The organism is Methylobacterium sp. CM6241, assembly GCF_054817845.1.
This window is the reverse complement of sequence record NZ_CM139246.1, coordinates 2,023,029-2,036,325: the sequence shown is the minus strand read 5'-3', so window position 1 is coordinate 2,036,325 and position 13,297 is coordinate 2,023,029. Positions and strand designations below refer to the sequence as shown.

The window sequence follows — 13,297 nt, the reverse complement described above, 5'->3', positions numbered from 1 at the left end:
CTCTTTCCCGGATGCCTCTTCCAGCGAGGGGCGTCCCGCAAAGGGCGGCGCCTCAGACGGCGTGATCCCACCCCCGGCCAGACCGACAACAGCATCAGGTACCTATGACGAGCCTGTCGAACAGCGTATCCGCTGCCGCCGAGCCGCAAGATTTCGCCCCCGCCCCGATGATGGTGGGCGGCGAGGTCTCGGACTTCTTCGCGCTCCTGAAGCCCCGCGTGATGGTGCTGGTGATCTTCACGGCGCTGGTCGGCATGGTGGTGTCCCATGTCCAGATCCAGCCGGTCGTCGGAGTGATCTCCCTCCTCATGATCGCGGTGGGCGCCGGTGCCTCCGGCTGTCTCAACATGTGGTGGGACGCCGATATCGACGCGGTGATGACCCGCACGGCGACGCGCCCGATCCCCGACGGCCGTATCCAGCCCGGTGAAGCCCTGGCCTTCGGCCTCGTCCTGTCGGTGGGTTCGGTCCTGGTGCTCGGCCTCGCCTCGAATTGGCTGGCCGCCTCGCTGCTCGCCTTCACGATCGTGTTCTACGCGGTCGTCTACTCCATGTGGCTGAAGCGGGCGACGCCGCAGAACATCGTCATCGGCGGCGCCGCCGGCGCCCTCCCCCCGATGATCGGCCAGGCTGCCGTGTCGGGATCGGTGGGCATCGAATCGACGGTCCTGTTCCTCATCATCTTCATCTGGACGCCGCCGCATTTCTGGGCGCTCGCGCTCATCAAGGCAGGGGAATACGCCAAGGCCGGCATCCCGATGATGCCGAACGTCGCCGGGCCTCAATCCACACGGCGCCAAATCATCTACTACTCGATCCTGCTGTTCCCGGTGGGCCTCGCCCCTGTCTTCCTCGGCTTCGGCGGATGGCTCTACGGCGTCACCGCCTTCCTCGGCGGCCTCGGGATGCTGGCCTTCAGCGTCCACGTCTACCGCAACCGTGAGGGCGAGGCGGAGCGCAAGGCCGCGCTCGGCATGTTCGGCTTCTCGATCCTCTACCTCTTCCTGCTGTTCTCGGCGGTCTTGGCCGAGCAGGGCCTGGGACTGTTCCGCGCGGTGCTCGCGTGACCTCGGTGCCGGGTAAATCCACTCCGCCGCGGCAGCTGACGCCCGAAGAGCGCCAGCGCCAGCGCAGGCGCTCCATCGCCATCGCCACGGTGCTGTTCGTCCTCGTGGCCATCTTCTACGCTTTGACCATCGCCAAGCTCGGACCGCAGATCCTCAATCGCCCGCTGTGACCGCATCGACCGGGTCGTTCAGCGAAGAAAGTCGGACGTCATCATGACCGACAAGAAAAGCCCACGAAGCGGCAATCCAAACCGCAAGGCCTCGGTCACGGCCCTCGCCTGCGCGGGTCTGGCGGTGGGCATGATCGGCTTGGCCTTCGCCTCGGCGCCGCTCTACGACATGTTCTGCAAGGCCACCGGCTTTGACGGCACGCCACGCGTCGGGCTCGCATCGACACAGGTCGCCACGGATGACAGCATGGTCGTCCATCTCGACACGAACGTCGCGTCGACCCTGCCTTGGCGCTTCGTCGCCGAGACTCCGAAGATCGAAGTTCGCCTCGGCGAGACGAAGACCGTGTTCTTCCGGGTCAAGAATACGGGGACGACCCCCTCGACGGGGATCGCGACCTACAACGTTCAGCCGGGACTGATGGGGAGCTTCTTCGTGAAGATCCAATGCTTCTGCTTCAACGAGCAGACGCTTCAGCCCGGGGAGACGATGGATTTCCCGGTGGTGTTCTACATCGATCCGGCCGTGAGAGCCGACTCGAACACCGCCCACCTTCAGGAGCTGACGCTCTCCTACACGTATTTCGCGTCGAAGAATGGCCAACCCTCGGCCGCGCTCGCGACGACGGACGGCAAGAATACGAAAACCAATTTCTGAGGCCATCAAAAATTTTGGCGGGACGCGTTTTCGACGCGCCAGATTTTTGAGGTCTCAAGCGTGACAACACTGCGCCGTCCCGATTAAGGGTTCCGGTGTAGCCGAACGTTCAGAAGGTCAGAGCCGTTCGCGGCATTGGGCCCGGGGTGAGGAGAAGAGTTAAGATGGCCGAGGCGCACGCCAAGAATCACGACTTCCATATCTTGAGCCCGAGCCCTTGGCCGCTGTTGGGTGCCTTCTCCGGCTTCCTCATGGCGTTCGGCGCCGTGTTCTGGATGAAGAGCCTTCAGATCGGCACGCTCAGCCCCGGTCCCTACATCTTCGGCGCCGGAACGATCGGCGTGCTCTACGTGATGTTCGCCTGGTGGCGTGACGTCGTCCACGAGGCGAATGCCGGCGACCACACCCGCGTCGTGCAGCTTCACCACCGCTACGGCATGATCATGTTCATCGCCTCCGAGGTGATGTTCTTCGCCGCCTGGTTCTGGGCCTATTTCGAGGCCGCCCTCTACACGGCCGATCCGATCCAGACCACGCGCCTGGACTTCACGGGCGGCACCTGGCCGCCGAAGGGTATCGAGGCGTTCGATCCCTGGCATCTGCCGTTGCTCAACACCCTGATCCTGCTGACCTCGGGCACCACCATCACCTGGGCTCACCACGCCCTGCTCAACAACGACCGTAAGGGTCTGAAATACGGCCTGTGGCTCACGATCATCCTTGGCGTGCTGTTCACGGCCTGCCAGGCCTATGAGTACAGCCACGCGCATTTCGGCTTCTCGGGCAGCATCTACTCGGCCACCTTCTTCATGGCGACGGGCTTCCACGGCGCGCACGTCATCATCGGGACGATCTTCCTCGCGATCTGCCTTTACCGGGTCTATCTCGGCCAATTCACGGTCCAGCAGCATCTCGGTTTCGAGTTCGCCGCTTGGTACTGGCACTTCGTGGATGTGGTCTGGCTGTTCCTGTTCGCTTCGATCTACGTCTGGGGCGCCGGCACGGCGGCTCACTGAGGCGTCGGCTCGATCAGGGCCGAACGGTACGGCGAAGCGACACAGGTATGAGAAACAGGGCGGCGCGAGCCGCCCTTTTTCGTGCGATGGATCGTTCGGTTTCCCATATGCGGCAGAGGACAGACATGTCCGTCGCCGAGGAGCATGCATCGTGAATCAGCAGCGGCCGCTACCGCCTCCCATCCCGACCGGATTGCGTTGCCGCTGCCCCCGCTGCGGCGAGGGTGCGATGTTCGACGGATTCCTGACCTTCAAACCGTCCTGCGAGGTCTGCGGTCTCGACTACTCGACCTTCAATGCCGGCGACGGGCCGGCCTTCTTCGTCATGTCCATCGTCGGCATCGTCGTCGTCGGGCTGGCGCTTTGGCTCGAAATCACCTTCGAACCGCCGATCTGGGTCCATGCCTCCGTGGCCATCACCCTCTCGGTCGGTCTCAGCCTGCTGCTGGTTCGACCGTTGAAGGGGATGCTCGCCGCCTTGCAGTTCGCCAATAAAGCCGAGGAGGGGCGCTTTCGCTGATGTCGACGGAAGTTCGTCCCGGTGCCCTGCGGTCGCTGATCGCCCCGGGCATCGTCTCGCTGATCTGCCTTGCCATTCTGCTGAGCCTTGGAATCTGGCAGTTGCAGCGGAAGGGCGAGAAGGAAGCCCTGATCGGCCGCATCGTGGCCCGTTCGCGTGTCGAGCCTCCCGCGCCTCTCCCGGCGCGCGGGGATTGGGACCTGGCGCGGGACGAGTTCAAGCGCGTGCGGGTGACAGGGACGCTGCTGAACGACCAAGAGACGTTGGTCCACGGTCTCGCGGCCGGCGCCGTACCCGGCAATGCCCTGCAGGGTTTTTACGTACTGACGCCACTGAAGCGGGATGACGATGGAAGCCTCGTCATCATCAACCGTGGCTTCGTCCCCACCGAATTGAAAAGTACGGCGCGGCGCCCAACAGGGCAGATCGCCGGATCGACGACGATCACCGGTATGCTGCGCGGTCCGGAGACCCGCACCATGTTCGTGCCGCCGCCGGAGCCCGCCAAGGGCGAGTGGTTCCATCGCGACATCGACGGCATCGCTGTGGCTCGGGGGCTGACCGTGATGCCGTACCTCATCGAGGCGGATGCCACGCCCAATCCCGGCGGCTGGCCGAAGGGGGGACAACTCCGGGTCGATCTTCCCAACAACCACATGCAATACGCCTTCACGTGGTTCGGCATCGCGGCCTGCCTCGTCGGCGTCTTCGGCGTCTTCGCCTGGAAACGTCTCTCCGACATGGGGGACGATACGGCAGCGAACCCGGCCCGCTAGCGCTGGCGCTTCGTCGACGATGATGATCCGCTCTTGCCGGCGGCAAGCGCCGCGCTATCCTGCATAGGGTCGCCCCGATTGCGGAGTGTGATTCATGCGTGCTGTCTCCTCCCTGCTGATCGGTCTCCTGTCTCTGGCCGCGATTCATTGGGCCTCGCCGGCCCATGCCGCCGACGAAGCGGCGAAGCTGAAAGCTCGGGCGGCGGTGGAGCGGCAGATCGAGGCGTTCCACAAAGACGACGCGGCGACGGCCTATGCCCAGGCCGCCCCGTCGATCCAAGGGATGTTCACCTCGCCCGAGACATTCATCGAGATGGTGCGGAAGGGATACGCCGCCGTCTACCGCGCCCGCAGCTTCAGCATCGATCGTGTGGAAGAGAGTGGCGAGGATGGCATCTCCCTCGGCGTCAAGCTGCAGGACGAAAACGGCATCGACTGGATGGCGCTCTATAGTCTCGAGAAGCAGAGCGACGGCGATTGGCGGATCAGCGGATGCCGCCTCGCCAAGGCGCCGGGCATCAGTGCATGAGACGAACCCTTATGCCTGCTTTTCGACGTCGTTATTGTCTATCGAGCGAATAGAAGCTGGATCGGGCAATTTAGCGGCATTATCCTTTGTCGTTTCCTTTACCACCAATCCTGTCCGAAAAGCTTCTCGCATTGGGCCTGTGTAATGCCTGATATGGTCCCAATCCGAAGCTTTCATTGTATTGTTCCAAACAGGTGAAAGTAAGAACAGCTTTTTGGCAAATTGCTTCCTTCGAAGGACACTAATAACATGTCCATTGTCGCCGCCGCGCTTAACCTTGTCTTTTGACGGAATGAGCCTTTCGGCAAGAATGGTTCGGAGAAACTCCGGCGCGATGCTTTTGCTGCCTCCTCTGAGCAAAATCATCCCGGCATTTGGACGAAAGCTATGCCCTAATGCCAAGAAAATATCATGTCTACGGTTGTCTGCCACCAGCCGATGAAAGGGCGGACAGGTCTTCATAACCTCTGCATCGGTATCGATGATCATCACAGCTTCGCGACTTTCTATGATGTCGATTGCAGCTTGATGCTTACTCCAAGTCGGCAACGCATCTGGAATCAATTTTTCTGTAACCTTTTTATATTCGTAACCATAACGCTCCGCACATCTCACCTGAGTATTTGTGAAATCGAGATCAAAATCACCGTCATATCCAACACTCACATTGATGATCGTACACGACATGATCTGAGCAACTTGTTTTGACTATGGATGTTTCAGCCTAGTTTAAATGGAATCCTTGCTCAAGGTAGAATGCCCTTGAAAGTGAGCATATCGCATCTTACGACGGCACGGGCCACGTATCGGCAAACGCTTCATTGGTCAGAAGGCGTTTTGTGAGAGAAACTCGATCCGACAGAGATACGCTTGCCGTATGTGGCCGAGCCGGCAAACTGGTTTGCCTCACCCTTACCTGATCCTGAATGAGAGACGCCTGCGACAGCAGCGCCCGCGACAGGGCGGCAATTTCCCGCTTTCGACAGACCGACCCACATCGTGTAGACCGGCGCCCTTCCCGGAGGCCCCTTTGCTACACGTTTCGACCCGCGGCGCCGCGGCGCCCCTCAGCTTTTCCGATGCTCTCCTCGCCGGTCTCGCCCGCGACGGCGGTTTGTACCTGCCCGAGAGCTGGCCGCAGATTTCCCGTGACGCGATCGCCGGACTGGCGGGACAGCGTTATGCCGATGCGGCCAAGCTCGTCCTGCGGCCGCTGATCGACGGCGAGATCGCGGATGCCGATCTCGACCGGATGATCGAGGAATCCTACGCCACGTTCCGCCACCCGGCGGTGTGCCCGCTGGTGCAGCTCGACGACAACCTGTTTCTGTTGGAGCTCTTCCACGGTCCGACGCTGGCGTTCAAGGACGTGGCGATGCAGCTTCTCGGCCGGTTGATGGACCACGTCCTGCGGTCCCGCGGCTCGCGCGCCACCATCGTCGGCGCCACCTCGGGCGATACCGGCAGCGCCGCCGTCGAGGCTTTCCGCGGGCTCGATCAGGTCGATATCTTCATCCTGTTTCCCTATGGCCGCGTCTCCGAGGTGCAGCGCCGCCAGATGACCTCGGTGGGGGCGGACAATGTCCACGCCATCGCCATCGACGGTAACTTCGACGATTGCCAGAACATCGTCAAAGCGTTGTTCCAGCACGCGGATTTCGCCGACGAGCTGAGGCTCTCCGGCGTCAACTCGATCAACTGGGCGCGAGTCGCCGCGCAGGCGGTCTATTACTTCACCAGCGCCGTGGCCCTGGGCGCTCCGCACCGCCCGGTCTCCTTCGCGGTGCCGACAGGCAATTTCGGCGACATCCTCGCCGGGTGGGTCGCCAAACGCATGGGCCTTCCCATCGAACGCCTCATGATCGGCACCAACGCCAACGATATCCTGGCCCGCACCCTGGAACACGGTGCCTACGAGGTTCGCGGTGTTCAGCCGACCACCTCGCCCTCCATGGACATCCAGATCTCGTCGAATTTCGAGCGGCTCCTGTTCGAGGCCCTGGGCCGCGATGCGTCGAGCCTGTCGCGGCTGATGGCGGGATTGAAGCAATCGGGCGGTTTCCATCTCGACGAGACGGTACTCAAAGCCGTCCGCGACGAGTTCGACGCGGCCTCGGTCCCCGAAGAGGCCGTCATCGCCGAGATCGCACGGGTGCATCGGGAGATCGGCATGGTCATCGACCCGCACACCGCCATCGGCGTTCATGCCGGCCGCCGCCTTCTCGAGAAGGATGCGAAGACGCCGGTCGTCGCCCTGGCCACCGCTCATCCGGCCAAGTTTCCGGATGCGGTCTCCCAGGCGACGGGCGGCCTTCGCCCCGTGCTGCCGCCGCATCTCGCCGACCTGCTGGATCGGAAGGAGCGCTTCGACCGCGTCGCCAACGACCAGGCGGCGGTGGAAGCCTTCATCCGCACACATTCACGCATCACGGCCGGGAACTGAGACAGCATGAACCAGCATTTCGCGACCCATGGCGCCTCTCCCGGCCTGAAAGTATCCCGCCTCTCCAACGGCATCACCGTCACCACGGAGACCATGCCGGGTGTCGCGACCGCGACACTGGGAGTTTGGGTGGGCGCCGGATCGCGCCACGAGCGGGCCGATGAGGGCGGCCTCAGCCATCTCATCGAGCATATGGCGTTCAAGGGAACCGAGACCCGCTCCGCCCGCCGGATCGCCGAGGACATCGAGAATGTCGGTGGCGACATCAATGCCGCCACCAGCGCTGAAGGAACCAGCTACACCGCGCGCGTGCTCGGCGAGGATGCCGGCGTCGCCCTCGACGTGATCGGCGACATCCTCACGCGATCGGTCTTCGACGCGGGCGAGCTCGCCCGCGAGAAGGGGGTGATCCTTCAGGAATACGCCGCCATCGAGGATACGCCGGACGACGTGGTCTACGAGGCCTTCACCGCGGCGGCTTTCCCGGATCAGCCGATCGGCCGTCCGATCATCGGCACGCCGCAGACCATCGCGAGCTTCGACCGCGATGCCATCGACGCCTATCTCGCCCGCGAATACACCCCGGACCGCATCGTCGTGGCCGCAGCGGGCGCCATCTCCCACGAGGCCATCGTCGAGGCGGCCGAGCACCATTTCGGCGGGATGCCGGCGACGGTCGCCCCGGAAATGGTCCCCGGCACCTATGTCGGCGGTGAGAAGCGGATCCAAAAAAAGCTCGAACAGGCCAATCTCGTGCTGGGACTGCCCGGCCTCTCCTTTCGCGACGAAGGCTATTACGCCCTTCACATGTTCGCGCAGGTGCTTGGCGGCGGTCTCACCTCACGGCTCTGGCACGAGGTGCGCGAGACCCGCGGCCTCGCCTACGAGATCCAGGCGTTCCACTGGTCCTTCGTCGATTGCGGCCTGTTCGGCATTGGCGCCGGCACGTCCGGCTCGGATCTCGCCGAACTCGTCGACGTGACCCTGGCCGCCACGGCGAAGGCGGCGCGTGACGCGGATTCGGTCGAGGTCGCCCGCGCCAAGGCCCAGGTGAAGGTGGCTTTGCTGTCGGCCCTGGAGACCCCCGGCGGTCGGATCGAACGCAATGCCCGCCAGATGCTGGCCTGGGGCCGGGTGATCCCGCCGCCGGAGGTCATCGCCAAGATCGATGCTGTCACCGTGGACGATGTGAGAGCGGCGGGTTTGCGTCTGCTCTCGGGCGCTCCGACGCTGGCGGCGATCGGGCCGATCAAGAAGCTTCCTTCCCTGGAGAAGATGAGGGGCGTGCTTCAGGCAAGCTGAGCAGCGTTCCCGGTTCGACACGGATGCGCCGGACCGGGACCAGGAAAACGGAAAGTTCCTGGTCGGAATGGGTCCTGCCCCGTCAATGCCGCCGCGCGCAGCATTTTGGCGGTGAAGCTCCACCATCGTGAAGCGTTACCGGCTTGTTTTGGCCGCAAAGGAGCGCGATCCCATCCTCCTCGGCGCTACGCCAAGAAGCAGTGGGTGCCGCAATGCGAGGCAGACCGCTCGCCTTGTCCGTGGACCCCCCCGCCGGTACGACTGGGCTACAAGCTGAGCCGTATTCCTCATCAGTGCCCGCCCGGCCGGAACACTCGCCCGTTGCGCAGATCCCTCTACGTCCTCAACGTTTTCGTCTCCCTGCTGATCGGCATCCTGGCAACGGGAGCGCCGGCTTCGGCCGTGGAAGCCGTGCGGGTGACCCTCGACGCCCCGGCCATCGACCTGACGCCGATGATCGAGCGCTACCGCTCCGATGGCGACCTGATCCAGATCTCCACCGCTCCCGGCAAGGACGGCATCGTCCGCCGCATCGTGGTGAAGGCTCGCGATAGCGGCGCACGACCGGACTGGATGGTGTTCGCGCTCACCAATGACACCGACGAGCAGATCGACCGGGTTCTCGTGGCCCCGCATTTCCGCCTCGTCGGGTCGGGGGTGATCTGGCCGGATCTGGGAGGCTCGCGCATCGCCGCGATCACGGCGAGCCAGGGCATCCGGCCCGAACGCGACGAGAACCCAGAAGCCGACCAGTTCGTCATCACCCTCGATCCCGGCGCGACCGTGACCTTCGTGGCCGAGTTGCATGGGCCGAACGTGCCGCAGGTCTATCTCTGGGACCAGGAAGCCTACCGCAAGAAATCCACCGGCCTGACGCTCTACAAGGGCATCATCATCGGTATTGCCGGCCTTCTCGCCCTGTTCCTCACGATCATCTTCGTGGTGAAGGGTGCGATCATCTTTCCGGCGGCCGCGGCTTTGGCCTGGGCCGTTCTCGCCTATGCCTGTATCGACTTTGGCTTTCTGCAGCGGGTCTTTCCCGTCACCGAGGTGGCCGAGCGGGTCTATCGCGCATCCGCCGAGGCCGTGCTCGGCGCGACGCTCCTCGTTTTCCTTTTCGCCTATCTCAACCTCAGCCGCTGGCATGTACGCTACGGCCACGTGGCGTTCTTCTGGCTCGCCTTTCTCGCCGGCCTCGTCGGCCTTGCGGTCTTCGATCCGCCGGTAGCGGCCGGCGTTGCCCGCATCTCCATCGCCGCCGTCGCCGGCGTCGGCCTGCTGCTGATCGTCTATCTCGCCATTCATAACGGCTACGACCGCGCGATCCTTCTCGTACCCACCTGGTTCCTCCTCCTCGTCTGGGTCGTGGCTGCGGGCTTCGCCATCACCGGACAGATCGGCAGCGACCTCGTCCAACCGGCCCTGATCGGCGGTCTCGTCCTGATCGTCATGCTCATCGGCTTCACGGTGATGCAGCACGCCTTCACCGGGGGCGGGATGACCCATTCCCTGGTCTCCGACACAGAGCGCCGCGCTTTGGCCCTGACGGGCGCCGGCGATGTGGTGTTCGATTGGGATGTTCCGGGAGACCGGGTCTTCGCCGGCCAGGAGATCGAGAGCCAGCTCGGCCTGAAGCGCGGCACCCTGGAAGGCCCGGCCTCGAACTGGCTCGGCCTTGTCCATCCCTTCGACGTGGACCGCTATTCGACGGCGCTGGACACGGTGATCGAAGAGCGGCGCGGTCGCATCGTTCACGATTTCCGCCTCCGCTCCACGGAAGGCCTCTATGTCTGGTACCGGCTGAAGGCCCGGCCGGTGATCGGGCCGGACGGCGAAGTCATTCGCATCGTCGGCACCATCTCGGACGTTACCGAAGTGAAGACGGCCGAGGAGCGCCTGCTCTACGACGCGATCCATGACAGCCTCACCGGCCTGCCCAACCGCGAATTGTTCAACGACCGCCTCGACGCCGCCCTCGCCTTCGCGAGTCAGGATGCGCGCCTGAAGCCGACGACGATCCTCCTCGACGTCGACCGGTTCAAGGCGATCAACGATGCTATCGGCCTCTCGGCCGGCGATTCGATCCTGCTCACCCTGTCGCGCCGTCTCGGCCGGCTGCTGCGCCCTCAGGATACCTTGGCCCGCATCGCCGGGGACGAGTTCGGACTGATCCTGCTGTCGGAGCGGGAGCCCGACCGCATCATCGCCTTCACGGACATGATCCGCCGGGCGATCGCCACGCCCATCACCTATGCCGACCGCGAGATCTTCCTCACGGTCTCGGTGGGGATCGTCCTGCACGAGGTCGGAACTGCCCTCAAACGCGAGGACGTGTTCAAGAACGCCGAGATCGCCATGATCCAGGCCAAGCGCAACGGCGGCGACCGCACCGAAGTATTTCGTGCCTCCATGCGCAACGACCGCAGCGACCGGCTGATGCTCGAAGCCGACCTGCAGCGGGCGATCGAGCGCAACGAATTGAAGGTGCTGTTCCAGCCCGTCGTCCGCCTCGAGGACCGCACGGTGGCGGGTTTCGAGACGGTCCTGCGCTGGGATCACGCCAAGCTCGGCCGCATCCCCTCCTCCACCTTCATGCCGATCGCGGAGGAGAGCGGCTTCGTCGTCACGCTGGGCATCTTCGCGTTGGAGCGCACCGCCCTCGAACTCGCGGCCTGGCAGCGATCGCTCGATGTCGATCCCCCGATCTTCGCCTGCGTGAACGTGTCCTCGCGGCAGATCCTCCGACACGACCTGCTTCATGACGTGAAGACGATCATGGCCCGGTCGGGCGTCCTTCCCGGTTCGCTCAAGCTCGAATTCGGCGAGGGTCTGGTGATGGAGAACCCGGAATATGCGGCCCAGATGCTGAGCCGCATCCACGAACTCGGCGCCGGCCTGTCGCTGGACGATTTCGGCACCGGTTACTCGGCCCTGTCCTATCTCCAGCGATTCCCGTTCGACACGATCAAGATCGACCCGACATTCGTGCGCCAGATGGCGGGCGGGCAATCGGTCATGCTGCGCTCCATCGTGAAGATGGCCCAGGAACTCGGCCTCGCCATCATCGCTGATGGGGCGGAGAACGAATCCGACGCGCAGACCCTGGCCGAGTTCGGTTGCGAATACGCCCAGGGGACGGCATTCGGCGATCCGATGTCGATGCTTCAGGCCCGCCAATTGGTCGGCGCGGCGCCGGAAGCGGCCTGATCGTCAAACCGTCACGGTTGGATTAAACGTCCCTTAACCATGATCGCGCATCGTCACGATCGAGATGGATCGAACGGCGCGGCATGACCTGCCGTTCGTCAGGAGGCGGGCGTGATGGCCGAAGCGGCATTGCGATTAGGCAACGAATTCGGTCACGGCGAGGATTTCGGCTCGGATATCGTCAGGCGTCTGATGGCCCGACCGATCCGCACCGGCGTCACCCCGAAGCGCGCGGACGCCTCCCCGGTGGCTTTGCCAGCCGAGCCGGTAGTGGAGGCGGTCGAAGAGATCGCTCTCGACACCGATCTGGCACGGCTGCGTTCAGAGATCCTGGTGATGAAGGCGGTGCTGCGGGCCGAGCGGGAAGAGAACGCCGGCATCCGCGCCAGCGTCGAACGCCTTGCCGGACCGGAGCCGCTGTCGCCGGAAGCCCGTGCCGTGCGCGACCGCTGGGCCGCCCTCGTGGACAAGCTTCTCGACGGACCTCGTTGAGGTTTCCGCCATCGGCCGGCGCACGTCACCCGACACCGGCCTCCTTTCGACTTCTCTCATCCTCCGAGGCTCGACCATGAGCGCGCGCTGCTCGCTTGTCGTCAACGGCAAGGCCGTGCGGGTCTCGACCGGCGATACGCCGCTCGAAGCCGCCCTTGCCGACGGCGTCATCGCCCCCACGACCGGTCTGCACGGTTCCCATCTTCTCGGACAGGGTTCCAACCCTTCGCCGCGCCGGGCGCAGGCCCGTCTGCACCGGGCCGAACCCGTCAAGCTCTCTTCACTCCGCCCCTCCAAGGCGGGCGAAAGCCTCGTCTTCGCCGAAGTGAAGCCGGCCGCGCAGGCGCGTCGGGTCGGCACGGTCACGCAGATCGCGCCGCTCGGCGCCCATGTGATCGAGGTCGTCGTCACGATCACGCGCCGACTCGATCTCGAGCCCGGTCACCAGGTGACCGCCACGTTCGAAGGCTTCGAGCCGATCGACGTGAGCCCGACCCTGCGCCTCGACGGTACGACGGAGCTCAACGAGCTCGTCTTCCACCTCCGCCTCGGACATGCATGCAACGCGGTCACTCATGCCCTCGGCGAGGAAATCCTTCTCGGACATCCGGTCAAGATCAAGGGGCCGGTCGGGCGCGGCTATTATCGCCCCGGCGGCGGCCGACTGCTGCTGGTGGGCCGGGAGACGGGCTTCGCCCCGATCTGGTCGATTGCCCGGGCGGCGCGCTACATCGAGCCCAACCGCGAGATCGTGGTGGTGATCGGCGCCAGCGATCCCCTCGACCTGTACATGCGTCCGTCGCTCGATTGGCTCAAGGCCACGGGTGTGTCGCGCATCACTCTCGTCGCCGACAGGATGAGGCAGCGGCCTCCGGACGTGCGTCCCGGCCCCCTCACGGCGCATCTCAGTGGCCTGAAGACCACCGATGTCGTGCATGTGGCGGGGGATACCTCCACCGTGGGCGCCGTCGAGGTTCTGGCTGCGGGTGCCGGAGCGCGGTGCTACCCGATCCTGATCCCGCCGGGTCTTTAGCCGCGAAGCGTCGCTGTGAGCGGCGCCGATCCCGGCCGATCGCGATCAGCCGGTTCGGCGGATGAGAGGACAACCATGAGCCCA

13 protein-coding genes are annotated in these 13,297 nt (G+C 64.3%); 12 read left to right on the top strand and 1 reads right to left on the bottom strand.

What is annotated here, in order from left to right; genetic code table 11:
- The first annotated feature begins 104 nt into the window (after positions 1 to 104).
- The 7 genes from ACYQR9_RS09470 (at position 105) to ACYQR9_RS09440 (ending at position 4,736) form a co-directional block, all read left to right on the top strand.
- Positions 105 to 1,067, top strand: coding sequence for a heme o synthase (locus tag ACYQR9_RS09470; protein ID WP_461229414.1), 963 nt, complete (start codon positions 105 to 107; stop codon positions 1,065 to 1,067).
- The gene (locus tag ACYQR9_RS09465; protein ID WP_056431437.1) at positions 1,064 to 1,237 is read left to right on the top strand and encodes a hypothetical protein; all 174 of its coding nucleotides are present in this window, start codon (positions 1,064 to 1,066) and stop codon (positions 1,235 to 1,237) included. The genes ACYQR9_RS09470 and ACYQR9_RS09465 overlap by 4 nt, the downstream gene beginning before the upstream one ends.
- A 43-nt stretch (positions 1,238 to 1,280) precedes the next feature.
- Positions 1,281 to 1,895, top strand: a complete 615-nt coding sequence (locus ACYQR9_RS09460; RefSeq protein WP_461229413.1) for a cytochrome c oxidase assembly protein — start codon at positions 1,281 to 1,283, stop codon at positions 1,893 to 1,895.
- Between the two features lie 164 nt (positions 1,896 to 2,059).
- Positions 2,060 to 2,911 carry a cytochrome c oxidase subunit 3 gene (locus ACYQR9_RS09455; protein ID WP_056431442.1) on the top strand — a complete coding sequence of 284 codons (852 nt, stop codon included), beginning with the start codon at positions 2,060 to 2,062 and terminating at the stop codon, positions 2,909 to 2,911.
- Positions 2,912 to 3,062: 151 nt separating this feature from the next.
- On the top strand, positions 3,063 to 3,431 hold the full coding sequence (locus ACYQR9_RS09450; RefSeq protein ID WP_207411527.1) for a DUF983 domain-containing protein: 369 nt from the start codon (positions 3,063 to 3,065) through the stop codon (positions 3,429 to 3,431).
- On the top strand, positions 3,431 to 4,207 hold the full coding sequence (locus ACYQR9_RS09445; protein ID WP_461229412.1) for an SURF1 family protein: 777 nt from the start codon (positions 3,431 to 3,433) through the stop codon (positions 4,205 to 4,207). Before ACYQR9_RS09450 ends, ACYQR9_RS09445 begins: the two co-directional genes overlap by 1 nt.
- A 94-nt stretch (positions 4,208 to 4,301) precedes the next feature.
- Positions 4,302 to 4,736, top strand: coding sequence for a DUF4864 domain-containing protein (locus ACYQR9_RS09440; protein WP_461229411.1), 435 nt, complete (start codon positions 4,302 to 4,304; stop codon positions 4,734 to 4,736).
- A gap of 9 nt (positions 4,737 to 4,745) precedes the next feature.
- Here the strand turns inward: ACYQR9_RS09440 and ACYQR9_RS09435 are convergent, their stop codons facing one another.
- Positions 4,746 to 5,402 carry a hypothetical protein gene (locus ACYQR9_RS09435; RefSeq protein ID WP_461229410.1) on the bottom strand — a complete coding sequence of 219 codons (657 nt, stop codon included), beginning with the start codon at positions 5,400 to 5,402 and terminating at the stop codon, positions 4,746 to 4,748.
- Between the two features lie 364 nt (positions 5,403 to 5,766).
- Between ACYQR9_RS09435 and thrC the strand changes: the two genes are divergently transcribed.
- The 5 genes from thrC (at position 5,767) to ACYQR9_RS09410 (ending at position 13,213) form a co-directional block, all read left to right on the top strand.
- Positions 5,767 to 7,179, top strand: coding sequence for a threonine synthase (gene thrC, locus ACYQR9_RS09430; RefSeq protein ID WP_461229409.1), 1,413 nt, complete (start codon positions 5,767 to 5,769; stop codon positions 7,177 to 7,179).
- Between the two features lie 6 nt (positions 7,180 to 7,185).
- The gene (locus ACYQR9_RS09425) at positions 7,186 to 8,481 is read left to right on the top strand and encodes a M16 family metallopeptidase (RefSeq protein ID WP_207411523.1); all 1,296 of its coding nucleotides are present in this window, start codon (positions 7,186 to 7,188) and stop codon (positions 8,479 to 8,481) included.
- Positions 8,482 to 8,802: 321 nt separating this feature from the next.
- Positions 8,803 to 11,688 (top strand): EAL domain-containing protein, encoded by a 2,886-nt coding sequence (locus ACYQR9_RS09420; protein WP_461229408.1) that lies wholly within the window; start codon positions 8,803 to 8,805, stop codon positions 11,686 to 11,688.
- A 114-nt stretch (positions 11,689 to 11,802) separates the two neighbouring features.
- On the top strand, positions 11,803 to 12,180 hold the full coding sequence (locus ACYQR9_RS09415; protein WP_461229764.1) for a hypothetical protein: 378 nt from the start codon (positions 11,803 to 11,805) through the stop codon (positions 12,178 to 12,180).
- Positions 12,181 to 12,256: 76 nt separating this feature from the next.
- Positions 12,257 to 13,213: a ferredoxin reductase domain-containing protein gene (locus tag ACYQR9_RS09410; RefSeq protein WP_056431466.1), complete on the top strand. Its 957-nt coding sequence runs from the start codon at positions 12,257 to 12,259 to the stop codon at positions 13,211 to 13,213.
- The last annotated feature ends 84 nt before the right edge of the window (positions 13,214 to 13,297 follow it).

Excerpts from the sequence above, each read along its gene's own strand:
- ACYQR9_RS09470 (WP_461229414.1), top strand. The coding sequence starts at position 105 with ATGACGAGCCTGTCGAACAGCGTATCCGCTGCCGCCGAGCCGCAAGAT.
- ACYQR9_RS09440 (WP_461229411.1), top strand. The coding sequence starts at position 4,302 with ATGCGTGCTGTCTCCTCCCTGCTGATCGGTCTCCTGTCTCTGGCCGCG.
- ACYQR9_RS09460 (WP_461229413.1), top strand. The coding sequence starts at position 1,281 with ATGACCGACAAGAAAAGCCCACGAAGCGGCAATCCAAACCGCAAGGCC.
- ACYQR9_RS09445 (WP_461229412.1), top strand. The coding sequence starts at position 3,431 with ATGTCGACGGAAGTTCGTCCCGGTGCCCTGCGGTCGCTGATCGCCCCG.
- ACYQR9_RS09455 (WP_056431442.1), top strand. The coding sequence starts at position 2,060 with ATGGCCGAGGCGCACGCCAAGAATCACGACTTCCATATCTTGAGCCCG.
- ACYQR9_RS09415 (WP_461229764.1), top strand. The coding sequence starts at position 11,803 with ATGGCCGAAGCGGCATTGCGATTAGGCAACGAATTCGGTCACGGCGAG.
- ACYQR9_RS09410 (WP_056431466.1), top strand. The coding sequence starts at position 12,257 with ATGAGCGCGCGCTGCTCGCTTGTCGTCAACGGCAAGGCCGTGCGGGTC.
- ACYQR9_RS09425 (WP_207411523.1), top strand. The coding sequence starts at position 7,186 with ATGAACCAGCATTTCGCGACCCATGGCGCCTCTCCCGGCCTGAAAGTA.